This window comes from Bowmanella yangjiangensis (assembly GCF_017255015.1).
GTDB lineage: Bacteria > Pseudomonadota > Gammaproteobacteria > Enterobacterales > Alteromonadaceae > Bowmanella > Bowmanella yangjiangensis.
This window is the reverse complement of sequence record NZ_JAFKCS010000835.1, coordinates 1-310: the sequence shown is the minus strand read 5'-3', so window position 1 is coordinate 310 and position 310 is coordinate 1. Positions and strand designations below refer to the sequence as shown.

Here is a 310-nt window from a genome sequence, read left to right as displayed (position 1 = left end):
GAACATCTGCTGGGCGGGTTGCAGGCTGGCAAGGTCGACCTGTTCTAGAATGCGCGCGGAGCCGGCCACATCGTTCTGGCGATAGGCCTGGTCGGCTGCGGACAGGCGCAGCAGGGCGGCTTGTTCGGGCTTGCTCTCGGCCGCCTGTTGCAGCATCTGCTCAATGCTGGCCTTGGGCGTGCGTGGCAGTTCACCCAGGCCGTTGTTGGGCGAATTGGCGCATGCCGCAAGCATGCCGGCCAGGAAGATGGCGGAAAGAGGGCGCAGACTAGCGATCATCGGGTCGTCCTGATACTTGAGCAAAACAAGC

1 protein-coding gene is annotated in these 310 nt (G+C 63.2%); it reads right to left on the bottom strand.

The window, feature by feature from the left end:
* Nucleotides 1-279 (bottom strand): penicillin-binding protein activator (locus tag J0A65_RS26895; protein ID WP_206597221.1); only part of this gene is annotated, 279 nt, incomplete at its 3' end.
* Between the last annotated feature and the right edge of the window lie 31 nt (nucleotides 280-310).